Origin of the sequence: Schumannella soli (assembly GCF_006517435.1) — a bacterium.
Lineage (GTDB): Bacteria > Actinomycetota > Actinomycetes > Actinomycetales > Microbacteriaceae > Schumannella > Schumannella soli.
In genome coordinates this window covers 471632-494158 of record NZ_VHQG01000002.1, presented here as the reverse complement: position 1 = coordinate 494158, position 22527 = coordinate 471632, and the positions used below count along the sequence as shown (strand labels likewise).

At 71.1% G+C, this 22527-nt stretch carries 19 protein-coding genes; 6 read left to right on the top strand and 13 right to left on the bottom strand.

Features of this window, described 5'->3' with window-relative positions:
• Positions 1–11: 11 nt before the first annotated feature.
• The 8 genes from FJ657_RS08000 to FJ657_RS07965 form a co-directional block, all read right to left on the bottom strand.
• Positions 12–2252, bottom strand: a complete 2241-nt coding sequence (locus FJ657_RS08000; protein ID WP_181408912.1) for an ABC transporter ATP-binding protein — start codon at positions 2250–2252, stop codon at positions 12–14.
• Positions 2249–3982 carry an ABC transporter ATP-binding protein gene (locus FJ657_RS07995; RefSeq protein ID WP_141163156.1) on the bottom strand — a complete coding sequence of 578 codons (1734 nt, stop codon included), beginning with the start codon at positions 3980–3982 and terminating at the stop codon, positions 2249–2251. Before FJ657_RS07995 ends, FJ657_RS08000 begins: the two co-directional genes overlap by 4 nt.
• A gap of 8 nt (positions 3983–3990) precedes the next feature.
• Positions 3991–4623 carry a TetR/AcrR family transcriptional regulator gene (locus tag FJ657_RS17205; protein WP_255447215.1) on the bottom strand — a complete coding sequence of 211 codons (633 nt, stop codon included), beginning with the start codon at positions 4621–4623 and terminating at the stop codon, positions 3991–3993.
• A gap of 135 nt (positions 4624–4758) precedes the next feature.
• Entirely contained in the window at positions 4759–5766 is a 1008-nt protein-coding gene (gene glpX / locus FJ657_RS07985; protein ID WP_141163935.1) for a class II fructose-bisphosphatase, read from the bottom strand.
• Positions 5767–5875: 109 nt separating this feature from the next.
• Positions 5876–7138, bottom strand: a complete 1263-nt coding sequence (locus FJ657_RS07980) for a four-carbon acid sugar kinase family protein (RefSeq protein ID WP_141163155.1) — start codon at positions 7136–7138, stop codon at positions 5876–5878.
• A gap of 14 nt (positions 7139–7152) precedes the next feature.
• Positions 7153–8487 carry an MFS transporter gene (locus FJ657_RS07975; protein WP_141163154.1) on the bottom strand — a complete coding sequence of 445 codons (1335 nt, stop codon included), beginning with the start codon at positions 8485–8487 and terminating at the stop codon, positions 7153–7155.
• Positions 8488–8556: 69 nt separating this feature from the next.
• Entirely contained in the window at positions 8557–9300 is a 744-nt protein-coding gene (locus FJ657_RS07970; protein WP_141163153.1) for a FadR/GntR family transcriptional regulator, read from the bottom strand.
• Between the two features lie 105 nt (positions 9301–9405).
• On the bottom strand, positions 9406–10749 hold the full coding sequence (locus tag FJ657_RS07965; protein ID WP_255447213.1) for an NAD(P)H-dependent oxidoreductase: 1344 nt from the start codon (positions 10747–10749) through the stop codon (positions 9406–9408).
• Positions 10750–10951: 202 nt separating this feature from the next.
• On the opposite strand from FJ657_RS07965, the gene fbaA reads away from it, so the two are divergent.
• On the top strand, positions 10952–11983 hold the full coding sequence (gene fbaA, locus FJ657_RS07960; protein ID WP_141163151.1) for a class II fructose-bisphosphate aldolase: 1032 nt from the start codon (positions 10952–10954) through the stop codon (positions 11981–11983).
• A 90-nt stretch (positions 11984–12073) separates the two neighbouring features.
• Here the strand turns inward: fbaA and FJ657_RS07955 are convergent, their stop codons facing one another.
• From FJ657_RS07955 to FJ657_RS07940, 4 genes are read right to left on the bottom strand one after another with little or no spacing between them, the layout of a single operon-like run.
• Positions 12074–13219 (bottom strand): hypothetical protein, encoded by a 1146-nt coding sequence (locus tag FJ657_RS07955; RefSeq protein ID WP_141163150.1) that lies wholly within the window; start codon positions 13217–13219, stop codon positions 12074–12076.
• Positions 13209–14573, bottom strand: coding sequence for a sensor histidine kinase (locus FJ657_RS07950; protein ID WP_141163149.1), 1365 nt, complete (start codon positions 14571–14573; stop codon positions 13209–13211). Before FJ657_RS07950 ends, FJ657_RS07955 begins: the two co-directional genes overlap by 11 nt.
• Before the next feature lie 60 nt (positions 14574–14633).
• On the bottom strand, positions 14634–15266 hold the full coding sequence (locus FJ657_RS07945; RefSeq protein ID WP_141163148.1) for a DUF6264 family protein: 633 nt from the start codon (positions 15264–15266) through the stop codon (positions 14634–14636).
• Positions 15263–16330: a 4-hydroxy-3-methylbut-2-enyl diphosphate reductase gene (locus FJ657_RS07940; protein WP_439653943.1), complete on the bottom strand. Its 1068-nt coding sequence runs from the start codon at positions 16328–16330 to the stop codon at positions 15263–15265. The genes FJ657_RS07945 and FJ657_RS07940 overlap by 4 nt, the downstream gene beginning before the upstream one ends.
• A gap of 126 nt (positions 16331–16456) precedes the next feature.
• Here FJ657_RS07940 and xseA point away from each other — a divergent pair, with 126 nt between their 5' ends.
• The 5 genes from xseA to FJ657_RS07915 are packed head-to-tail and all read left to right on the top strand — an operon-like array spanning position 16457 to position 20723.
• Positions 16457–17731, top strand: coding sequence for an exodeoxyribonuclease VII large subunit (gene xseA / locus FJ657_RS07935; protein ID WP_141163146.1), 1275 nt, complete (start codon positions 16457–16459; stop codon positions 17729–17731).
• Between the two features lie 10 nt (positions 17732–17741).
• Positions 17742–17984, top strand: coding sequence for an exodeoxyribonuclease VII small subunit (locus FJ657_RS07930; protein WP_255447212.1), 243 nt, complete (start codon positions 17742–17744; stop codon positions 17982–17984).
• Positions 17981–18649 carry a DUF4245 domain-containing protein gene (locus FJ657_RS07925; RefSeq protein WP_141163144.1) on the top strand — a complete coding sequence of 223 codons (669 nt, stop codon included), beginning with the start codon at positions 17981–17983 and terminating at the stop codon, positions 18647–18649. Before FJ657_RS07930 ends, FJ657_RS07925 begins: the two co-directional genes overlap by 4 nt.
• Positions 18646–19275, top strand: coding sequence for a carbonic anhydrase (locus FJ657_RS07920; protein WP_141163143.1), 630 nt, complete (start codon positions 18646–18648; stop codon positions 19273–19275). The genes FJ657_RS07925 and FJ657_RS07920 overlap by 4 nt, the downstream gene beginning before the upstream one ends.
• A 56-nt stretch (positions 19276–19331) precedes the next feature.
• Positions 19332–20723 carry a class II fumarate hydratase gene (locus FJ657_RS07915; protein WP_141163142.1) on the top strand — a complete coding sequence of 464 codons (1392 nt, stop codon included), beginning with the start codon at positions 19332–19334 and terminating at the stop codon, positions 20721–20723.
• A gap of 89 nt (positions 20724–20812) precedes the next feature.
• Here the strand turns inward: FJ657_RS07915 and FJ657_RS07910 are convergent, their stop codons facing one another.
• Complete coding sequence (locus FJ657_RS07910) at positions 20813–22342, bottom strand: MFS transporter (protein WP_369407403.1); 1530 nt, start codon at positions 22340–22342, stop codon at positions 20813–20815.
• Positions 22343–22527: the final 185 nt, after the last annotated feature.

Sequence of the window (22527 nt, the reverse complement as noted above, 5' to 3'; positions counted from 1 at the left end):
CGCCGCCGCGGTCAGGACCGTGTCGGGCCCTGACCGTCGACCTCGCTGCCCTGCGACGCGGACGCCGACTCGGACGTCGACACCGGACCTTCGGCGCCGTCGAGGGTGTCCGGGATGACCGGGGCTCCGAGCGCGCTCGAGGCGACGGGAGCCCCCTCGGCACCCGGTCCGCCGAGCGGGATCGCCCCGCTCTCGGCGCCGAGCGACGCCGGTGCGCCGACCGCGGCGCCGACCAGCGCATCCGCCCCCGGCTCGTCCTGGCTCTCGTCCACCGGCGCCGCGAACTGCGCCTGGTAGAGCCGCGCGTAGGCGCCGCCCTGCTCGAGAAGCTGGGAGTGCGTGCCCTGCTCGACGATCGAGCCCTTCTCCATCACCAGGATGAGATCGGCGTCCCGGATCGTCGACAGCCGGTGCGCGATCACGAAGCTCGTGCGGTCGCGCCGCAGCTCCGCCATCGCCCGCTGCACGAGCAGCTCGGTGCGCGTGTCGACCGAGCTCGTCGCCTCGTCGAGGATCAGCACGCTCGGACGGGCGAGGAACGCGCGCGCGATCGTGAGCAGCTGCTTCTCGCCCGCGCTGATGTTCGACGCCTCGTCGTCGAGCACCGTGTCATAGCCCTCGGGCAGCGAGTGCACGAAGCGATCGACGAAGCTCGCCTGCGCGGCGTCGAGGATCTCCTCCTCCGAGGCGCCCGGCAGACCGTAGGCGATGTTGTCGCGGATCGTGCCGGCGAACAGCCAGGTGTCCTGCAGCACCATTCCCGTGCGCGAGCGCAGGTCGGCCCGCGACATCGCCGCGATGTCGACGCCGTCGAGCGTGATGCGACCCGACTGCGGCTCGTAGAAGCGCATGATCAGGTTCACCAGCGTCGTCTTGCCGGCGCCGGTCGGTCCGACGATCGCGATCGTCTGGCCGGGCTCGGCGACAAGCGTGAGGTCGCGGATCAGCGGCTTTTCGGGCACGTAGTCGAAGTCGACGCGCTCGAAGGCGAGACGTCCGCCGCGGCCGGCCGGGCGCTCCGGCGAGACCGGGTCGGCGCTCTGCTCGTCGGCATCCAGCAGCTCGAAGACGCGCTCGGCGCTCGCGACCCCCGACTGCAGCACGTTGACCATCGACCCCAGCTGCGACAGCGGCTGGGTGAACTGGCGGGCGTACTGGATGAACGCCTGCACGTCGCCGAGCCGCATGGAGCCGTTGGCGACGAGCAGCCCGCCGACCACCGCGATGGCGACGTAGACGAGGTTCCCGATGAACATCATCGCCGGCATGATGATGCCGCTCACGAACTGGGCCCCGAAGCTGGCCTTGAACAGCTCCTCGTTCTTCTCGCCGAAACGCTGCTCGACCTCGCGGTGACGGCCGAAGACCTTCACCAGCGCGTGGCCGCTGTAGCCCTCCTCGATCTGCGCGTTGAGCTCGCCGGTGTGCTTCCACTGCGCGACGAAGAGCTTCTGCGAGCGCTTCGCGATGAGCGTCGTCACGACCAGGGTGAGCGGGATGGTGACCAGCGCGATGAGCGCGAGCCACGGCGAGATCACGAACATCATGACGACGACGCCGACGACGGTGAGCAGCGAGGTGATCGCCTGGCTGATCGTCTGCGACAGGGTCTGCGAGATGTTGTCGATGTCGTTCGTGACGCGGCTGAGCAGCTCGCCGCGCGGCTGCTTGTCGAAGTAGGAGAGCGGCAGGCGGTGGATCTTCTGCTCGATCTGCTCGCGCAGGCGGTAGACGGTGCGCTGGATGATGCCGTTGAGCACGAAGCTCTGCAGCCAGCCGAACACCGACGAGAGCACGTAGAGCGCGAGCACGATGCCGAGCACGAGCTGCAGGGCCGGGAAGTCGATGCCCTGGCCGGGAACGACATCCAGACCGCGGATCATGTCGGCGCGGGCGGTGTCGCCCTGCTGCACGAGGCCGTCGACGACCTGCTGCTTCGTCAGGCCGTCGGGCAGCCCTTTGCCGATGACGCCGGCGAAGATGACGTTCGTCGCCTCGCCGAGCACCTTCGGGCCGAGCACCGAGAGCAGGACGCTGACGATGCCGAGCAGCAGCACCCCGATGAGGCCGGCCCGGTCGGGGCGCAGGGTGCCGAGCAGGCGCTTCGCGGATCCGCGGAAGTCGGCGCTCTTCTCGGCCGGCAGCCCGGGGCCGCCGAAGGGACCTCCCCCGCCGCCGGGTCCGCGACGCGGCGGCGCGGCCGCGGGACGCGAGGGCTCGTCGTCGCCGACGGACTTCGTCGCGTCGCTCATGCCGCCTCCTCCGCCGTGAGCTGGCTGGCGACGATCTCGGCATACTCCTCCGAGGTCTGCAGCAGCTCTTCATGGGTACCGCGCCCGACGATCTCTCCGTCGTCGAGCACGAGGATCTGGTCGGCGTCGACGATCGTCGACACCCGCTGCGCGACCACGATGCGGGTCGCGTCGCCGACGCTGCGGTCGAGCGCAGCGCGCAGCCGGGCATCCGTCGCCGTGTCGAGCGCTGAGAAGGAGTCGTCGAAGACGTAGACCTCCGGTCGCTTCACGAGCGCTCGCGCGATCGCGAGGCGCTGGCGCTGACCGCCCGAGACGTTCGTGCCGCCCTGGGCGATGGGCGCATCCAGCCCCTCGGGCAGCTCCTCGACGAAGTCGCGGGCCTGCGCGATGTCGAGCGCGGTCCACAGCTCCTCGTCGCTCGCCTCGGGGTTGCCGTAGCGCAGGTTCGAGGCGATGGTGCCGCTGAACAGGTACGCCTTCTGCGGAACGAGTCCGATGCGGCCCCACAGCAGGTCGGGGTCGAGGCGGCGCACATCCACGCCGTCGACGAGCACTTCGCCGCCGGTCACGTCGAAGAGCCGCGGCAGCAGGCCGATCAGGGTCGTCTTGCCCGAGCCGGTGGAGCCGATGATCGCGGTGGTCTCGCCGCGCCGTGCGGTGAATGACACGGAACGCAGCACCGGCTGATCGGCGCCGGGGTAGGCGAAGGTCGCGCCCCTCAGCTCGACGTCGCCCGATCCGCTCGTCTCACGCACCGGGTCGGCCGGCGGCGCGACCGAGGGCTGGGTTTCGAGCACCTCGCCGATGCGATCGGCCGAGACCGTCGCCCGCGGCAGCAGGAATCCGAGCATCGTCGCCATCATCACGGCGCCGAGGATCTGCAGCAGGTACTGCAGGAACGCGGTGAGCGATCCGACCTGCAGGCTGCCGTCGTCGATGCGGTATGCGCCGAACCAGAGCACGGCGACGCTGGAGACGTTGAGCACGAGCATCACGACCGGGAACATCAGCGCGAAGTAGCGCCCGGCCATGAGCGCCGCCTGCGTGACGGCCGCGTTCGCGTCCTTGAAGCGGTCGACCTCGACCGGCTCGCGCACGAAGGCGCGCACGACGCGGATGCCGGTGAGCTGCTCGCGCAGCACGCGGTTGATGCCGTCGAGCCGATCCTGCTGACGACGGAACCAGGGCACCATGCGCGACACGATGAGACTGACGGCGATGAGCAGCACGGGCACGGCGACGACCATGATCCAGCTGAGCTGCACATCCTCGCGCAGTGCCATGATCACGCCGCCGATCGCGAGGATCGGCGCCGACACCAGCAGAGTCGCGCTCATGAGCACGAGCATCTGCACCTGCTGCACGTCGTTCGTTGTGCGGGTGATGAGCGACGGGGCGCCGAAGTGGGCGACCTCCCGTTCGGAGAACACGCCGACGCGCTCGAAGACGGCGCCGCGCAGGTCGCGGCCGACCGCCATCGCGGCGCGGGCGCCGAAGTAGACGACCGCGATCGAGCAGGCGACCTGCACGAGCGTGATGAGCAGCATGATCGCGCCGGTCGAGAGGATGAAGCCGGTGTCGTTCTTGGCGACGCCCTCGTCGATGATCTCGGCGTTGAGGCTCGGCAGGTACAGCGAGGCGATGGACTGCCCGAACTGGAACACGATCACCGCGATGAGCAGAGGCCAGTAGGGCTTGAGGAAGCGGGCGAGGAGCCGGAGGAGCACGACGTTCCCTATCCGTGGGTGCGGGGGTCTCCCGCGGGACTGTGGTGGAGGACGCCGCCGATGACGAAGGCGGCGAGCTCGGCGGGGCCGAACTCGTGAGGCGCGTTGAACTGCGGCACGGCCGCGCCGAAGGCGACGAGGCGGAGGTAGAAGGCGAGCTCGGGGATGCCGACGGCGAGCCGCTCGCGGTCGCGCTCGACGAGCTCGTCGAGGATGTCGATCCAGTCGGCGTCGGGTCCGCGTTCGTCGGCGCGGGGGTCGGGCGCGCCGGGCGCGTCGCCGCCGAGGGCGGCCATGAGCCGGATGACGCCCGAGAGCCGGTCGCGGAGGGCGGTGATGATCTCGGCGATCTTCTGCTCGAGCGGCAGATCGTGGTCGATGCCGCTCAGCCGGGTTCGCAGTGGCAGCGGATCGAAGTGCCGGGCGACGGCGGCGCGGATGAGGCTCTCCTTGTCGCCGAAGGCCCGGAACACGGTCCCCTCGGCGATGCCGGCGGCCTGCGCGATGCGCTTCGTGCTGACGTCGCGTCCGTGCTCGAGCAGCAGCGGGATGACGGCTTCGATGATCGCGTCGCGCCGGTCGTCGGGCGCCATCGGGCGGGCGCGCACGCGCACCTCGACGAACTCCTCCGGCAGCACCACGCGAGAACTCTAAGTGAGTGAGTACTCACTCACAAGTCTCGATGCGAAGTCATCGATGGAAGCGACCGCGCACGGAGAAGGGGCCGCGCGCCGCAGCGCACAGCCCCTTCCTGCCCGCGACGGGCGGATCCGGTCTCAGAGCCCGGCGAGCTCGTTGTCGTCGAGCCACTTCTCGACCAGGTGGTCGGCCGTGATGCGGCGGATGGTGCCCGAGCGGGCGCGCAGCACGATCGACTCGGTGCGGATGATCGGCCCCTTCCGGCGGACGCCGCCGACGAGGTTGCCGTCGGTCACGCCGGTCGCGACGAAGAAGGTGTTGTCGCCCTTCACGAGCTCATCGGCGCTGTAGACGTGGTCGAACTTCAGGCCCGCATCCAGGCCCTTCTGCTTCTCCTCGTCGGTCTTCGGCGCGAGACGGGTCTGGATGAGACCGCCGAGCGCCTTGATCGCGCACGCGGTCGCGACGCCCTCGGGGCTGCCGCCGATGCCGATGCACATGTCGAGGCGGCCCTCGTAGCTGGCCGCGTCGATGCCGCCCGCGACGTCGCCGTCGAGCAGCAGACGCGTGCCGGCCCCGGCAGCGCGGATCTCCTCGATCAGGCCCTCGTGGCGCGGACGGTCGAGGATGCCGATCGACATCTCGCTGACCGGCTTGCCCTTCGCCTTCGCGAGCTTCTGGATGTTCTCGGCGACTGACTGGCGCAGGTCGACGACGCCGATCCCCTCCGGCCCGGTGACGATCTTCTCCATGTAGAACACGGTGTGCGCATCCAGCATCGCGCCGCGGTCGGCGGCCGCGATCATCGAGATCGCATTGCGTCGACCGGATGCGGTGAGCGAGGTGCCGTCGATTGGATCGACGGCGATGTCGCAGGCGGGGCCGCGGCCGTTGCCGACGTGCTCGCCGTTGAAGAGCATCGGCGCCTCGTCCTTCTCGCCCTCGCCGATGACGACGACGCCGTCGAAGTTGACGGTGCCGAGGAACTTGCGCATCGCATCCACGGCCGCGCCGTCGGCGCCGTTCTTGTCGCCGCGCCCGATGAACGGCACGGCGCGGATGGCGGCGGCCTCGGTCGCGCGGACGAGCTCGAGTGCCAGGTTGCGGTCAGGGTGCAGGAACAGGGTTCCCGTCTCGGTGGTCACCACGTGGGCATCCTCCGTTTCGTGGTTGGTGGACCAATAGGGGATGCGCCCGAGGTGGCGTCGGCGCGACAGCCAGCCTAGCGAAGGCGGCTGTCGCGCCGGCCGCTCCTCACGCGGTCTGGACGGACGTGCGCAGTCCGAGTGACTGAACGACGCGCTCGAGCGTATCGGGGCCGCCGACGTTGCCCGGCACGACGACGTAGAGCAGCTCGCGTCCGTCGTGGGCGGTGAGCCGCCACACCGACACGCCGGGCAGCACCTGCCCGAGCACGACGGCGCGGGTGGCGCCGATCCCGGTCGAGGCGACCTCGGCGCTCGTGATGCCACCCTTCGAGATCACGACCTCGACCTGCGGCAGCAGCTGCCGCACGGCGGTCGTGAGCGCCGCCATGACCTTCTCGCCGTGGTCGAGCGTGCCGTGCTCGCTCGAGCGGATGCGCGCGGTCGTGACGATCGCGAGGCCGCGGTCGGCGACGTGGTCGGCCGCCTCATCGGCGGCGGCGCGCCCGGCAGCGGCGGGGTCGTCGAGCGCGAGCGCGGTGTCGACGACCGCCGGCTCACCCCAGTCGGCGACGATCGGCGCGAGCTGCGCCGTGGCGCCGGCGGTGTGCGAGCCGCAGACCAGCAGGGTCGGGGCGGGCGACGGGATGAGCGGCGTCGCCAGCAGGCCCGAGCTCGCGACCCCGGCCAGCTCGGCCGCGAGCGGCGAGGCCGAGCGCACGACGACACGCACGCCCTGCGCCTCGGCCGCGGCGATCGCGGCGGCGACGTGGCGGACGTCATCCGCGTCGACCGCATCCGGCACCACGACCTCGCCCGGCTTCGCCGCGACGAGGACGTCGACGACGCCGCCGGCGCGCACGGTGTCCAAGGACACCGGATGCGCGATCCGCCCCGACTTCGCCGCGACGTAGTCGACCAGGGCCGAATCGGCGAAGGGGAACACCGGATCGTCGGCGTACTCGGTCTCGGCCGCCGGCAGGTCCTCGTCGCCGATGCGCACGAAGTGCACTCCCCCGCGGGTCGTGCGCCCGCCGTCGGGGAAGGCCGGGAGGAAGACCATCACCGCGTCGCCGTCGAGGAACTGCTCCGTCTCGGCGAAAACGTGGCCGCGCAGGGTCGAGTCGCCGCGCAGCACGAACCGCACCTCGGCGCCGAGACGGCGGGCCGCCTCCTCGCCGTCGGCGCGGATGCCGCGCACCAGCTCGACCGCATCCGCCTCGTGCAGGGCGCGGCTGTTGGTCTGCACGTAGACGCTGTCGCGCTCGCGCAGCACCTGCTCGAGGGCGTCGACTCCGCCGCGCAGCAGCACCACCGCATCGGTGGCCGACTGCGTGCCGGTGGGATCGTCGTCGAGCACGATGGTCTTCATCCCGGCCGCCATGCCTACTCGACCTCGGCGATCGCGCGGTCGACGTCGGCGCGCTCGCGCTTGCCCCACGTCTCGCGGGTCAGCAGGGCGCCGAGCAGGCCCAGCACACCGCAGGCCGCGTAGACGATGGCCACGCCGCCCCAGCCGAGCACGACGGCGACCGCGGTCGCGATGAGCGGGATGAAGCCCGAGATCGCGGCCGAGAACTGGTAGCCGATCGAGGCGCCCGACGCGCGGGTGTTGGTGCTGAACAGCTCCGAGAACCAGGCGCCCTGGGTGCCGGCGAGCATGTCATGGATGACCGACATCGCGACGATGTAGACGAACACGATGAGGTACGGCGCCGAGGTGTTCACGAGCAGGAACATCGGGAACGCGAAGGCGATCAGCAGCAGCGTGCCGACGATGTAGACCGGGCGGCGTCCGATCCGGTCGGTGAGCGTGCCCCAGAGGATCGTCGTGATCACGCCGAGCGCGGCCGCCGCGATGAGACCGGTGAGCGCGACCGAGCGCTCGGTGATCGGGTCGTCGCCGCTGGTGAGGTAGCTGAGCATGTAGGTGACGATCACGTAGAAGCCGCCCGACTCGGCGAGGCGCAGCGCGATGACGCGCAGCACGGTGCGCCAGTCGTTCTTGATGACCTGCCAGAGCGGGTTCTTGACGACGAGGCCCATCTCCTTGGTGTGCTCGAACTCGGGGCTCTCCGACACCTTGAGGCGGATGATCATGCCGGCGATGATCAGCACGGCGCTGAGCAGGAACGGCAGACGCCAGGCGAGCTCGCTGTCGAGCTGCGAGGAGAGCAGGAACACGACGTTGGCGAGCAGCACGCCGAAGGGCACGCCGGCCTGCGGGATCGCGGTGTAGCGACCGCGCTTCTTCCACGGCGCGTGCTCGAAGGTCATGAGGATGGCGCCACCCCACTCGGCGCCGAAGGCGAGGCCCTGCACGACGCGGATGAAGCCGAGCAGCAGCGGGGCGAGCAGGCCGACCTGGGCGTAGGTCGGCAGCACGCCGATCAGCACGGTCGAGATGCCCATGACCATGAGGGCGCCGACGAGCACGGGCTTGCGGCCGATCTTGTCGCCGAGGTAGCCGCCGATGAGCCCGCCGATGGGGCGCACGGCGAAGCCGATGCCGAAGGTCAGGAAGCCGAGCAGCACGCCGACGACGGGGTCGCTCGACGGGAAGAAGTCGGTTCCGAAGTACAGCGCGGCGGCGGTGCCGTACGCCAGGAAGTCGTAATTCTCGATCGTGGTGCCGACGGCGCTGCCGATCGCGGTGCGCAGCTTGTCGGGCGACCCGTCACGGGCCTGGGAGGTGCCCTCGGGGGCGGTGGTGGTGGTCATCGGTCGTCCATATCTCCTTCGATATGGGAGCGAGAGGATCGCGCTCCCCCGGCGGGAGCGCGAACCGGGTCATTCCGGTCTCGGCGCTCCGCCGATCTGTCCGTTCGTGTAGAAGCTGTTGATGTGGTCCTGCACCAGGCGACCCGCGCCCGCGCCGTCCTGGGCGACGATCGCCGCGAGGATCTCGCGGTGCTCGGCCCGCACGGTGGTGGCGGTGGTCTTCCAGTCGGCGAGGCGCGCGTATGCCTCGATCATCTGGCGGTGGATGGTGGTGCGCAGGCTGCCCATCACCTGGGCGGTGAGGGCGTTCCCGGTCGAGTCGGCGATCCGCTGGTGGAAGGCCGCGTCGAGCTGGTTGAACTCGGCCGTCGTGATCTGGGGGTCGTCCATGCGGTCGAGGATCGCGGCGAGTTCGCGGTGGTCGGCGTCAGTCGATCGATAGGCGGCCTCCGTGCACGACCAGGTCTCGAGCGCCACGCGCGTCTCGACCACGTCGGTCGCGGTGAAGTGCCCGAGCGCGAACTGCAGCTTGAGCAGGTTCACCAGGCCTTCGCCGGGGGTGGAGAGCAGCACGGCTCCGCCGTCCGCTCCCCCGCCCCGACGCACATCCACCACACCCAGGGCCTCGAGCACCCGCAGCGATTCCCGCAGCGAGGGCCGGGAGACCCCGAGGGCGACGGCGAGCTCGCGCTCGCTCGGCAGGTGATCCCCCGGCTTCAGTCGGCCGTCGAGGATGCGCTCCTCGATCTGCGCCATGACCTGCTCGTAGGTGCGCATGCGCTGCACCGGCTCCCAGGCATCGGAGGTCGCCATCGCTCATCACCCTTCCGGTGTCCGCTGCGGACGCCCGATCGACGTCCGCAGCGTTCATCGTAAGCGTCATGGTGTGTCCTGTAGACGGTCAGACCGCGGTCGGCGTCAGACGGCGAGCGCCGCGTGCTCGGCGCGGAACTCCGCCTCGAGCTGGCGGCGGATCTGCACGGCGAACTGGGTCTCGTCGAGCTCGACGTCGTCCCACGAGACCGTGCGGTCCTTCGGCACGTCGCGGATCAGCTTGGCGCCGTGGGCGAGGCCGAGCGGCAGCGCGTTGACGGCGAGCGAGGTCGCGGCGGGCGCGAGCTTGCCGAAGACGGTGTAGCCGCCCTCGCCGTCGAGGGTCTCGCCGGCCTTGAGGTCCTTCTTGGCGGTCGTGACGACATCCCCGCGGAAGCCCGTCGGCGCCCCCGTCGCCTCGTTGCGGAGCACCGCGGCCGCGATCGACACCCCGAGCTCGAGCCCGATCATGTGGTACGGGCGGTAGAGCTCGCCGAAGCGGCCGGAGGGGTCGGTCTTGACGCCGTATTCGGCGAAGCACTGAACGGCGTAGTCGGTCTGCGCCTCGAAGGTGACGTAGACGCCCCAGCGCAGGTCGCGGAAGACGTCGCTGCCATCGCGGTTGAGGCTCGAGACGATCTCGACGGTGCCCGAGCGCGACAGGGTGCCGCCACTGGCCTTCGGGATGATCAGGGTCGACAGGTCGTCGACGCCGGCCGGGGTGAAGTTCAGACCCTCGTCCTGCGGGATGAGCCCGGTGCCGTTCGCCACGGCGGCCATCTCGATCGCCGACTTCGTGCCGTCGAGGAAGGAGTTGAACATCTTCGGGTTGTAGTCGCCCGAGGCCAGCTGCTCGTCGCTGAAGCCGTAGTAGTTCCAGACCGTGTCGGGCGTGGAGTAGTTGTACTCGGGCAGGTACTTCGTGCCCTTGCCAGCGGCGACCGGGGTGAAGCCGACGGTGCGGCACCAGTCGACCATCTCGCAGATCAGGGCGGGCTGGTCGCCGTAGGCCATCGTGTAGATCACGCCGGCGGCCTGCGCGCGACGCTGCAGGATCGGCCCGACCATGCAGTCGGCCTCGACGTTGACCATGACGACGTGCTTGCCGTTGTCGATCGCGGTGACCGCGTGGTACGTGCCGACGAGGGGGTTGCCGGTGATCTCGAGGATGACCTCGATCGCCGGGTGGGTGATCAAGGCATCCGAGCTGTCGATGACGGCGGTGCCGCCGGTGCGCACGGCCTCGTCGAGGGTCGCGGCGGAGTAGCGCTCGGCCGGCCATCCGGTGCGCTCGAGGGCTCCCTTGGCCTTGGGCACGTTGATGTCGGCGACGCCGACGACGTGGATGTTGTCGCTGTTCACGGCCTGCGTCAGGAACATCGACGCGAACTTGCCCGCGCCGATCACGCCGACCCGGATGGGACCGGATTCGGCGGTGCGCTTCTGCATCAGCGGGAAGAGATTCATTCCGAGCTACCCCTTTGTCGACGGCTGCGCCGCCTGAGTGATCTTCGTGGCTTGATGGTCTGACCATCTGCTGGTCACACATATTGCGCGTCGGGGATGCGCCTGTCAACCCGGACGCGCGGAACGACCGGTCCGCCTGGCTAGAGTTGGCGAGAACCCGCCTGCGTTTCGAAGGAGATCCCCCATGCCCGTGGCAACCCCGGACCAGTACGCCGAGATGCTCGCGAAGGCCAAGACCGGCGCCTACGCCTTCCCCGCGATCAACGTGTCGTCGTCGTCGACGATCAACTCCGTGCTCCAGGGCCTGAGCGACGCCGGCAGCGACGGCATCATCCAGGTCACCACCGGCGGCGCCGACTACTTCGCCGGCCAGACCGTCAAGGCCCGCGCCTCGGGCGCCCTCGCCTTCGCGAAGTACGTCACCGAGGTCGCCAAGAACTACCCCGTGACCGTCGCGCTGCACACCGACCACTGCCCCAAGGACGCCCTCGACGGCTTCGTGCTGCCGCTCCTCGCCGCCAGCGAGGAGGAGGTCAAGGCCGGTCGCAACCCGATCTTCCAGTCCCACATGTGGGATGGCTCGGCCGTGCCGCTGCAGGAGAACATCGAGATCGCCCAGCAACTGCTGCCCCGCATGAAGGCGATCAACGCGATCCTCGAGGTCGAGATCGGCGTCGTCGGCGGCGAAGAGGACGGCGTGCAGCACGAGGGCAGCAACGAGGCCCTCTACACGACTCTCGGCGACGTCACCGCCGCGGTCGAGGCCCTCGGCCTCGGCGACCAGGGCAAGTGGATCGCCGCGCTCACCTTCGGCAACGTGCACGGCGTCTACAAGCCCGGCAACGTGAAGCTGCGCCCCGAGCTGCTCGGCGAGATCCAGGCCGGCATCGCCGCCAAGTACGGCACCGCCGAGAAGCCGCTCGACCTCGTCTTCCACGGCGGATCGGGCTCGACCGACGCCGAGATCGCCGAGGCCGTGCGCAACGGCGTCATCAAGATGAACATCGACACCGACACGCAGTACGCCTACAGCCGCTCGATCGCCGACACCGTGCTGAAGAACTACGACGGCTTCCTCAAGGTCGACGGCGAGGTCGGCAACAAGAAGATCTACGACCCGCGCGCCTGGGGCAAGATCGCCGAGACCGCCATGGCCGCCCGCGTCGTCGAGGCGACCACGCAGCTCGGCTCGAAGGGCAACTCGATCTCGGCCTGACCAGGCTGGCCGGGCTCGCTCCCACCCCACCGGAACCCCGTCGTCACCTCGCGTGGCGGCGGGGTTCCGTCGTCGCGGCCGACGACCGGATCAGGATTCCGCGGGAGCGTCGAAGGTCAGGTCGAGCCGGTCGCGGTGCCACGTCACATCCGTGGCCGTCATCTGCAGCGTCAGGTAGTACGGCGCCAGATGCATGATGCGGCGGCCGTCGGGCAGCTCGACGTCGAGGCTGACGCCGACCGCCGTCGACCCGTCGTCGCGCCCCCGCAGCTCGACGAGCAGCGAGCCGTGGTCGACCTCGGGCGCGGCCAGGAGCGCGTGGATGAGCGCCCGCAGAGCCGTGCGCTGCGATGGCCGCAGCCGGTCCGCCCGGCGCTCGGGATCGATCACGACGAGGCGCGACGAGGCCTCCAGGTCGTCGAGCCAGCTCGCGTTCGCCTGCGTCACCAGATCGTCGCGCAGCCGCCGTGCGAGCTGCCCCGCGAGCGCACGGTCGGAGGCGTCGATGGTTCCGCGGGAGACCACCTGCTCGAGGAAGGGCACGGCACGCGAGGTGAGACGGGCGAGCCGCTCGCGCTCGGCATCCTGCATGCGCTGATCGAGCGCCGCGCCGGCGACGACGAGCGTGCGCGAGCGCGCCTCGAGCAGGCGCCGCATGTTGCGCACCACGCGGTGCGAGAACGTCGCCGTCAGCACCGTCGACACCGTGATCGGCGTGGCGATGATGATCGTGCTGGCGATGACGCCCCAGTTGCCCTCCGAGCGCACGAGCACCGCCGAGAGCGGCACGGTCGTCACGCCGATCCCGACCCCGAGCACCACGAGCCGCCGCGCCGGGAGGTACGGCGCGAGCGAGCCCAGGATCATGCAGCTCGCCAGCGATCCCCACCAGACCTCGACCGGCAGGGCGACGCCCTGGAACCCGACGGCCGAGAGCAGCATCGCCGAGCCGCTGAGAGCGCACGCCGTCACCGCCGCGCCGAGGCTGATGGGGGCGCCGCTGCGGTCGCCGCGGCGCCCCCGGCTCGCGGCGAAGTGCACGACGAGGTGAGCCGACACGGCGATCGCGACGGCGAAGAGCTGCAGTCCGGGAAGCGTGCGGGTGTTCAGCCCGGTCGCCACGACGAGCGCCCCGCTCACCGCCTGGAACACGGCGAACGCCGCGGGGATGTAGGGCCCGGTCACCCAGCTCAGCGGATCGAGCTGCTGAGGTGAGATCGGCACCTCACCGCGCATCGTCGCCTCCTCGCGTCAGGTCGGGCGCCTCTCGCCGCTCGCGGTCGAGCCGAGGCCCGAAGGGATCGCCGAGTGCCTCGCGCGGGTGTTCGCCGACGGGCTCCTCGCCGTCACTCAGCGCCGATTGCCCGATGAGGCGGTGGTGAGACGGCTCGTTCGGCACCACGACGTCGAGCACGGGCACCGTGAGCACGACCGAGGTGCCGGCGCCCCGCGTCGACCACACGTCGAGGCGGCCGCCGACGCGCTCGAGGCGTCCCGACATCGACTCGCGGATGCCGAGACGGTCGTCGGCCACCGCCGAGGCATCGAATCCGACACCCTGATCGATGACCATGACCGAGATCATCTCCTCGGTGCTGCTCGAGACGATCTCCGCGTCGGTCGTGCCGGAGTGCTTGAGCACGTTCTCGAGCGCGGCGCGCGTGGCGTCGAGCAGCGCATCCGCCGCCTCGGGGTCGAGCCGGTAGATGCCGGTGCCGCCGCCGGTGACCCGCACGCTCAGTCCGCGCCACTGGAAGTCGGTGACCATGCGGGTGATGCGGTTGCGCAGCACCGCATCGGCGTCGTCGGCCGGCACGTGGTGCGACGTCGTCAGCCAGTCGGCGCTGGTCAGCGTGTCGAGATCGTCGCGAAGCCGAGCCCGCGTGCGCTCATCGAGCACGTCGGAGCCGTTCATGACGATCGCGAGGTCGTTGAGCACGGTGTCGTGCACGACCGCCGTCGTGCGCCGCGCCAGGTCGGCGCCCGTCGTGAGCGCCTGCGTCTCGGCCTCGAGCTCGTCGAAGTTGGGCACGCGACTGCGGGCACGACGCTGGATCGCGGCCAGCACCGCGCAGAGGCCGGTGCCGATGATCATCATCATGGTGGGGCCGAAGCCCGGGCTGAAGGGATGATCGCCGACCGCCGCGACGACGGCCGAGATCCCGCTCGTGGTGGCCCAGCCCGCAAGCAGCCACGAGCTCACGATCAAGGGCGTCGTGGGCGCGATCGCGACCAGGCCGAGCGCGACGGCGGGGCGGTTGAGCAGGAAGTTGTAGTGCGCTGCGGCGTCGGGCAGGTCGCGCAGCACGACGAGCTGGAAGGCGGCGACCGCGACCGCTCCGACGATGAGGAACAGCAGCGAGGTCAGCGGGCGACTGCGCCACGCGGCGAGCAGCAGCAGCGCGAGCACCAGCGCGAGCAGCACGAGCGGCGGGCCGACCTCGTGGCCGATGCCGAGGCGCATATACGCCTCGATGACGATCGGCACGTCGAGCAGCAGGTTGACGGCGCCGGTCGCCCAGACCATCCGCGAGATCGTGTCGGTGATGACCCCGGCCGCGACCTCGCGCGGAAGCACCGCGACGCGCATGATCGCCCCCTTCTCCCGTCAGGGTCGATCATCTCAGTTCAGCGCGCTCAGCCCAGCAGCTCAGCCCTGCAGCATCTGCAGGTAGGCGGGATCCTGCAGCATGACGCTGAACGCCACGATCATCGAGGCGATCGACGCGAGCGCTCCGCCGACGAGGGGGATCCAGAACACGATGCGCAGGCGGCGCACGACCAGAGCCACCACCGCGATCGTGACGACCAGGATCGCGAGCTGCAGCCCGGCATCCCAGTTCGCCCCCGCCACAGCTGCGCCGGTGGCCGTGAAATCGCCGACGCCCATGATCTGGAACACCTGCTCGAAGCGCTGCGGGTACAGATCGCGGCTGGTGAGCGCCGAGACCACGTTGAAGGCGCCGAAGACGAGCAGTCCGACCGTGATCGGCAGATCCCAGCGCGGGCGCGGCTTCGCGGCGGGCTTCGCCCCCGGCTGCGGCGAGGCGGTCGAGTACGCCGGAGCGCCCGTTGCGGCGCCGGATGGGGTCCAGTCCGGTGTCGGCGCGGCGGTCGCCGACGCGGCCGGGGCGGCAGCCGGCGGCGTCAGAGCATCCGTCACGTCCCGCAGCAGCGGATGGTCGGGTCCGAGGATCTCGCGCAACTCCTCCGGTGAGGCGTACTCGCCGTAGGCCGGGCGCGGGGCCCCGGCGGCGGGCATCGTGTCGCGGGCGTCGCTCATGCGCGGCCCCGTCCGCCGAGCGCCCGCGCATCCGCGTTGCCGTCGACGTCGCGGCGCAGCTCCTTCGGCAGCGAGAACATGAGGTCCTCCTCCGCCGTGCGCACCTCCTCGACCTCGCCGTAGCCCGCCTGCGCGAGATCGCTCAGCAGCTCCTGCACCAGCACCTCCGGAACCGAGGCGCCGCTCGTGACGCCGATCGTCTGCACGCCCTCGAGCCAGGCCTGCTGCACCTCGTCGGCGTAGTCGACCCGGTACGCGGCCTTCGCGCCGTACTCGAGCGCCACCTCGACGAGGCGCACGCTGTTCGAGCTGTTGGCCGAGCCGACCACGATCACCAGGTCGGCATCCTTGGCGACCTTCTTGATCGCGACCTGGCGGTTCTGGGTCGCGTAGCAGATGTCGTCGCTGGGCGGGTCCTGCAGGTGCGGGAAGCGCACGCGGAGGCGCCGCACCGTCTCCATGGTCTCGTCGACGCTGAGGGTGGTCTGCGAGATCCAGACCAGGTTGTCGGTCTCGGGCACCTCGACCGTGTCGGCCGACTCGGGGCTGTCGATGAGGATCGTGCGCTCGGGGGCGTGGCCCATCGTGCCCTCCACCTCCTCGTGGCCGGCGTGGCCGACGAGCAGGATGCGCGCATCCTGCTTCGCGAAGCGCAGCGCCTCGCGGTGCACCTTCGTGACGAGCGGGCAGGTCGCGTCGATCGCCTGCAGCTCGCGCTCGGTCGCCTCGGCCTTGACCATCGGCGAGACTCCGTGCGCGCTGAACACGACGTGCGATCCCATCGGCACCTCGTCGAGCTGGTCGACGAAGATCGCACCGCGCTTCTCGAGCTCGCGCACGACGTGCACGTTGTGCACGATCTGCTTGCGCACGTAGACGGGGGCGCCGTAGTGGTCGAGCGCCTTCTCGACGGCGATCACGGCGCGGTCGACGCCGGCGCAGTAGCCGCGGGGCGCGGCGAGCAGCACGCGCTTGGGCCCGGCGACGGGGAGGTCGAGGAGCGCCTCGCGCTGCGACGGCAGGCGCGGCGGAGCGAGATCGACGCCGGGGGCGCCGTTGGTGATGCCGGACACCCCCCGATTCTACGAGTGACGGCCGTGCGCCACCTGTCCGCCCGGTGTGGGCCGGGCGCCGGCGTCGGTGTGGACGAGCGCGGCCGCGTGTCCGCCCCCTCCCGTAGCCTGACGAGCATGACGGACGCCCCCGCCGCCGCGAACGACGCCGCCCCCGCATCCTCGGCTCCCTCGGCCGAGTCGCCGTGGCCGGTCTCGGTGCTCTCGAGCAAGATCAAGGACTACATCGCCCGCCTCGGCGCCGTATGGGTCGAGGGCGAGCTGACCCAGTGGAACGTGCGCGGCGGTGCCGTCTACGCGAAGCTCAAAGACCTCGAGCAGGATGCGACGGTCTCCCTGCAGATGTGGGCCAGCACCCGCGCCAAGCTCGACGCCGACTTCAAGCAGGGCGACCGCGTCGTCGCTCTCGTCAAGCCCGACTGGTGGTTGCGCGGCGGCACGCTCACGATGAACGTGCTGCAGCTCAAGCACGTCGGTCTCGGCGACCTGCTCGAGCGCCTCGAGCGGCTGCGGCGCCAGCTCATCGACGAGGGGCTCTTCGACGCGACGCGCAAGAAGCGGCTCCCGTTCCTGCCGAACTGCATCGGACTCGTCACCGGCAAGGACTCCGACGCCGAGAAGGACGTGCTGCGCAACGCGCAGCTGCGCTGGCCGAGCGTGAGCTTCCGGGTGAAGCACTCCGCCGTGCAGGGCGAGCGCGCGGCGAGCGAGGTCGCGGCGCGCATCCGCGAGCTGGATGCCGATCCCGAGGTCGACGTCATCATCGTCGCGCGCGGCGGCGGCGACTTCCAGAACCTGCTCGTGTTCAGCGACGAGGCGCTGGTGCGCACCGCGGCGGCGGCGCAGACGCCGATCGTCAGCGCGATCGGCCACGAGAACGACCGTCCGCTGCTCGACGAGGTCGCCGATCTGCGCGCCTCCACGCCGACGGATGCCGCGAAGCGGGTCGTGCCCGACGTCGGCGAGGAGCTGGCGCGGGTGCAGCAGGCGCGCGGCCGCATCCAGCTGCGGGTGAGCGGCTTCATCGGCCACGAGATCGACCGCCTCGGGCAGCTGCGCAGCCGCCCGGTCATGTCGGATCCGACCTGGCTCATCGACAGCCGTGCCGAGGAGCTCGTGCGCTGGGTGGCCCGCGGCAGCGAGCTCATGGATCACCGGCTCGAGCGCGCGAACGCCCGCATCGGCGAGCTGACCGGCCATCTGCGCGCGCTGAGCCCGAAGCGGACGCTCGAGCGCGGCTACGCGATCGCGCAGCTGCCCGACGGCCGCGCCCTGCGCTCGATCGAGGATGCGCCGCTCGGCTCGGCGCTGCGGGTCACGGTCGCCGACGGCGCCGTCGCAGCCACCGTGGACGGGGTCGAGGCGGCCGAGCGCGCCGGGGGTCGCGGGTAGGATCGTGGCCGTGACCGACTCCCCCGCCAGCGGTTCCGCGACCGCCGCCGACATCGCCGAGCTGAGCTACGAAGAGGCGCGCGACGAGCTCGTGCGGGTCGTGACCGAGCTCGAGCAGGGCGCCGCGACGCTCGAGCAGTCGCTCGTACTCTGGGAGCGCGGCGAGGCGCTCGCGCAGCGCTGCGAGGAGTGGCTGCTCGGCGCCCGCGCCCGCCTGGACGCCGCCCGCGCCGCGGCCGACGACGCCTCGTGAGCCCGCAGCCGCGCGTCGTCGCCGAGCTCGGTCGCCCCGAGACGCCGCAGGAGACGGCGGACCGCAAGGCGGAATCGCGCCGCAAGCACTTCGCGAACCAGACGACCTTCAACCTCGTCATCGCCCTGATCGCCTCGCTCGCCGTCGTCCTCTTCCTCGTGATCGTCGTCGTGCGACCCGACCAGCAGAGCGCGCGCGAGCCCGTCGACTACGCCGCCGCGGCCGCCGACGTGCAGGACCAGGCGGATGCCCACCTCGTGGTTCCCGCGCTCGGCGAGGACTGGAGCGCGAACCGCGCCGACTACTCCGCCCCGAAGGGCAAGCCCGCCGTCTGGCGCATCGGCTTCATCACCCCCGGCGACCAGTACATCGGCCTCACCCAGGGCATCGGCGCCGACGATGGCTGGGTCTCCGACCGCCTCGACGACCACAACCCGACCGGCAGCGTGAAGATCGACGGCGTCGCCTGGACGGTCTACGACCGCCGCGACGCCGACAACCCCGGCAATCTCGCCTACTCGCTCGCGGCGACCGTCGGCGGCTCGCGCCTCGTGCTCAGCGGCAGCGCGACCCCGGCCGAGTTCCGCGAGCTCGCGACGGCCGCGCTGGCCGACGCCGCCGCATCCTCCCCCGCCACGACCGCCCCGACAGGAGACGCCGGATGACGACCACCAGCCCCCAGCAGGCCTGGGACGAGATGCGCCACGGCAACGACAACTTCGTCGCCGGAACGCCCGAGCACCCGCACCAGGACGTCGACACCCGCGCCGGCCTCGCCGGAGGGCAGGCCCCCCACGCGGCGCTGTTCGGCTGCGCCGACTCGCGCCTCGCGGCCGAGATCATCTTCGACCGCGGCCTCGGCGACCTCTTCGTGGTGCGCAACGCCGGTCAGGTCGTGTCCGACTCCGTCATCGGCTCGCTCGAGTACGCCGTCGCCGTGCTGAAGGTTCCGCTTATCGTCGTGCTCGGCCACGACGCCTGCGGCGCCGTCAAGGCCGCGATCGACGCCGAGACCAAGAACCCGCCCGCGCTGCCGGCCCACATCGCCCAGCTCATCGCGCCCATCCGCCCCTCCGTGCGCCGCGCGCGCGTCATCGGACAGAACGACCCCGAGACCATCGGACGCCTGCACCTGCGCGAGACGATCGCCGATCTGCTGGCCGGATCCGAGCTCATCAGCGACGCCGTGGCCGACGGTACGCTGGGCATCGTCGGCGCGAACTACCGCCTCGCCGAGGGGCGGGTCGTGCCGGACGCCGCCCTCGGCGTGATCGACGTCGACGCGGCCTGAACACCCTTCACGACACCCCGTCTGAACATCCCGACCGAGGAAAGGCCTGCGCCGCAGTGAGCACCGAAGAGTTCCGGATCGAGCACGACACGATGGGCGAGGTGCGGGTTCCCGCGTCGGCGCTCTACCGGGCGCAGACGCAGCGCGCCGTCGAGAACTTCCCGATCTCGGGCACCGGCCTCGAGGCCGGTCAGATCGTCGCGCTGGCTCGCATCAAGCGCGCCGCCGCGATCGTCAACGCGCAGATCGGCATCCTCGACCAGGGCATCGCCGACGCGATCGTCGCCGCGGCGGATGAGATCGTCGCCGGCCAGCACCACGGGCACTTCCCGGTCGACACCTACCAGACCGGCTCGGGCACCTCGTCGAACATGAACATGAACGAGGTGCTCGCCACCCTCGCGACCGAGAAGCTCGGCGCGCCGGTGCACCCCAACGACCACGTCAACATGTCGCAGTCGTCGAACGACGTCTTCCCGACCTCGGTGCACCTCGCCGTGACCGGCGCGCTCATCCACGACCTGGTGCCCGCGCTCGACCACCTGGCCCTCGCGCTGGAGAAGAAGGCCGAGCTGTGGAAGGACGCCGTCAAGGCCGGCCGCACCCACCTCATGGACGCCACCCCGGTCACTCTCGGCCAGGAGTTCGGCGGCTACGCCCGCCAGATCCGCCTCGGCATCGAGCGTGTGCAGTCGGCGCTCCCCCGCGTCGCCGAGGTCCCGCTCGGCGGCACCGCCACCGGCACCGGCATCAACACTCCGCTCGGCTTCCCGCAGAAGGTCATCGCCGAGCTCGCCGAGAACTCGGGGCTGCCGATCACCGAGGCGCTCGACCACTTCGAGGCGCAGGGTGCGCGCGACGGACTCGTCGACGCCTCCGGCGCGCTGCGCGTCATCGCCGTGTCGCTGACCAAGATCAGCAACGACCTGCGCTGGATGGGCTCCGGTCCCAACACGGGTCTCGGCGAGCTGCACATCCCCGACCTGCAGCCCGGCTCGTCGATCATGCCCGGCAAGGTCAACCCGGTCATCCCCGAGGCGGTCATCATGGTCGGTGCGCGCGTGATCGGCAACGATGCGACGATCGCCTGGGCCGGCGCGACCGGCGCCTTCGAGCTCAACGTGGCGATCCCCGTCATGGGCACCGCCCTGCTCGAGTCGATCCGCCTGCTCGCGAACTCGACTCGCGTGCTGGCCGACAAGACCATCGACGGCCTGCAGGCGAATCTCGAGCGCGCCCGCGCGCTGGCCGAGTCGTCGCCGTCGATCGTCACGCCGCTCAACAAGCTGATCGGCTACGAGGCCGCGGCGAAGATCGCGAAGCACTCGGTCGCCGCTGGTCTCACGGTGCGCGAGGCCGTCGTCGACCTCGGCTTCGTCGAGCGCGGCGAGGTCACCGAGGCGCAGCTCGACGAGGCGCTCGACGTCACCACGATGACGCACCCGTGAGTTCACGCCGCTGAGTCGATCGCGTTCGCGATCGCCCGTGGCGTTGCGAAGCCCGCCGCATCCTCCGGTGGATGCGGCGGGCTTCGTCGTCAGCGCTGTGCCCCGGGTGGCGCGGTGCGCGCCGCGACCGGCTGCGCGAGCACGATGACGACGACGCTCAGAGCGAAGGCCGCCGCATAGGCGAACGGGCTGTCCGTGCCGCCGACGAGCGCGAACAGCAGTCCGGCGATCGCGATCGATGTCGCGCTGCTCGCCGCATCGAAGATCGACAGGGCCGCGCTGTTGAAGCCCTGGTTGCGCGGCGTCGAGTAGGCGAGCGCGAGTGTCGCCACACGCGGGAACACGGTGCCCATCCCGGCGCCCGCGACGAGCCACCCGGCCGCCGCGACGATCGGGCCGAGGGCGAGCAGCGCATCCAGCAGCTGCACGACGATGCCCACCGCGATGAGCGCGGTGCCGACGCGGGCGATCGCCGTCGAGCCGAATCGTTCGCCCAGGCGCCCCTGCAGATGCGAGCCGGCGGCCCACGAGATCGCGCCGACCGTCAGGATCAGGCCCGACACCGAGAGAGCGAGGCCGTCGCGCTCGTGCAGCATGAGCGGCATGTAGATCTCGGCGGCGAAGAACGAGGCAGCGACGAGCCCGCGCAGCAGCACGGTCGCGGGCAGGCCGCGCCCGGCCAGCAGGGTTCGGCGCGGCAGCAGCGGACGGGCCGCGACGCCGGCCACGATCAGTGCGACGACCGCGACGGTCCAGTCGAGCGGCGACGGCAGCTGCTGCGCCAGCGAGATAGCGAGCACGGCGCCGGCGACCACGAGCGCCAGCAGGATCGAGACGAGCGATCCGGGTCCGGTCTGCTCGGGCTGCGCCTGCGCGGCGGAGCCGGTGGCCCCAGCGGATTCGGCGGACTCACTCGACTCGGGCGCCTCGGCGGACTCGGCGGATGCGATCGATGTGGCTGGTCCAGACCGCTCGGCCGACTCGGCGGGCTCGGTCGCCGCCGGCGCGGTCCCCGCTGCCGCTGCGCCGCTGCCCGTGATCTGCCGGATCGCCGGCAGCATGAGCGCCGCGGCGATCAGCACCAGCACCGCGACGCCGAGGAACACCCAGTGCCAGCTGATCTGCTCGGCGACCCATCCGGCGACGGGCGGGCCGATCATCGACGGCAGCACCCAGGCCGCCGCGAAGGCGCCGAAGATGCGCGGGTGCAGCACCGCGGGATACAGCCGCGCGACGACGACGTAGAGCGCGACGTTGATCGCCCCGGATCCGAAGCCCTGCAGCAGCCGACCGACCACGAAGACCTCGATCGTCGACGCCGAGCCGGCGACGATCAGCCCGACGAGGAAGATCGCGGTCGCGGCGAGCAGCGGGGCGACCGGCCCGCGCCGATCCGACCAGCGACCCGCCACGACGACGCCGACGACCGAGGCCGCGAGGGTGCCCGAGAACGCGAGGGCGTAGTAGGCGGCGCCGTCGAGGTCGGCGCTGACGGCCGGCATCACGGTCGTGACGGCGAGCGCCTCGAAGGCGCCGAGGAACACGAGGGCGAAGGAGCCGATCGTCGTGGCGCGCAGGTGCGGCGCCATCAGGCTGACGGGGCGGGCGGTGAGGTTCACGTGGTGCCTTGCATCGGTGCTGATCGCGGCGCGGCGCGAGCGCGACGCGATCGGTGGAGACGGTGATGGTATGCCCGCCCGAGAGCGGGACGGCGGTCGTGCAGAACCGAGCGGCCCGGTGACCGCAGCCTTCCAGGCTAGGTCATCGCCGCCGTCGACCGACAGTGTCTGTCGCCGACGCGACG

Excerpts from the sequence above, each read along its gene's own strand:
- FJ657_RS07950 (WP_141163149.1), bottom strand. The coding sequence starts at position 14,573 with ATGCGCGTCGCGGTGCTTCCGCGCGAGGTCGCGGCCGGGGTCATCACC.
- FJ657_RS07920 (WP_141163143.1), top strand. The coding sequence starts at position 18,646 with ATGACGACCACCAGCCCCCAGCAGGCCTGGGACGAGATGCGCCACGGC.
- FJ657_RS07970 (WP_141163153.1), bottom strand. The coding sequence starts at position 9,300 with ATGGCGACCTCCGATGCCTGGGAGCCGGTGCAGCGCATGCGCACCTAC.
- FJ657_RS07975 (WP_141163154.1), bottom strand. The coding sequence starts at position 8,487 with ATGACCACCACCACCGCCCCCGAGGGCACCTCCCAGGCCCGTGACGGG.
- FJ657_RS08000 (WP_181408912.1), bottom strand. The coding sequence starts at position 2,252 with ATGAGCGACGCGACGAAGTCCGTCGGCGACGACGAGCCCTCGCGTCCC.
- FJ657_RS07965 (WP_255447213.1), bottom strand. The coding sequence starts at position 10,749 with ATGCAGAAGCGCACCGCCGAATCCGGTCCCATCCGGGTCGGCGTGATC.
- fbaA (WP_141163151.1), top strand. The coding sequence starts at position 10,952 with ATGCCCGTGGCAACCCCGGACCAGTACGCCGAGATGCTCGCGAAGGCC.
- xseA (WP_141163146.1), top strand. The coding sequence starts at position 16,457 with ATGACGGACGCCCCCGCCGCCGCGAACGACGCCGCCCCCGCATCCTCG.
- FJ657_RS07955 (WP_141163150.1), bottom strand. The coding sequence starts at position 13,219 with ATGCGCGGTGAGGTGCCGATCTCACCTCAGCAGCTCGATCCGCTGAGC.
- FJ657_RS07945 (WP_141163148.1), bottom strand. The coding sequence starts at position 15,266 with ATGAGCGACGCCCGCGACACGATGCCCGCCGCCGGGGCCCCGCGCCCG.
- FJ657_RS07980 (WP_141163155.1), bottom strand. The coding sequence starts at position 7,138 with ATGAAGACCATCGTGCTCGACGACGATCCCACCGGCACGCAGTCGGCC.